This is a genomic window from Salinarimonas soli, from assembly GCF_008386575.1.
Taxonomy (GTDB): Bacteria; Pseudomonadota; Alphaproteobacteria; order Rhizobiales; family Beijerinckiaceae; genus Salinarimonas_A; species Salinarimonas_A soli.
In genome coordinates, this window is sequence record NZ_VUOA01000249.1 from 1 (window position 1) to 255 (window position 255).

A 255-nucleotide genomic window follows, 5' to 3' on the forward strand; every position below is an offset into this window, starting at 1 on the left:
GAGGGTGCAGAGCCCATCCCCGGTTTCGACCAGGCCGCGATCGATGGCTTCGCCGTGCGCTCGGTGGATATCCGGCAGGCTCTGGAATCTTCTCGACGCCAACCCGCCGCCCCCTCTGATACCGAAGAAGAACTACCGCGCGAGGCCCAGAGTGCGCGCCCGGTGTTGCCCATCGTCGGTGAGGTCACTGCTGGTTCTCACCGGCCGGTGCGATTGCAGCCACGGCAGGCCGTGCGGGTGCATACCGGCGCGCCG

At 68.2% G+C, this 255-nt stretch carries 1 pseudogene; it reads left to right on the forward strand.

The features are described from left to right. Positions 1-255: pseudogene (locus F0L46_RS25820) on the forward strand (hypothetical protein); the annotation flags it as partial.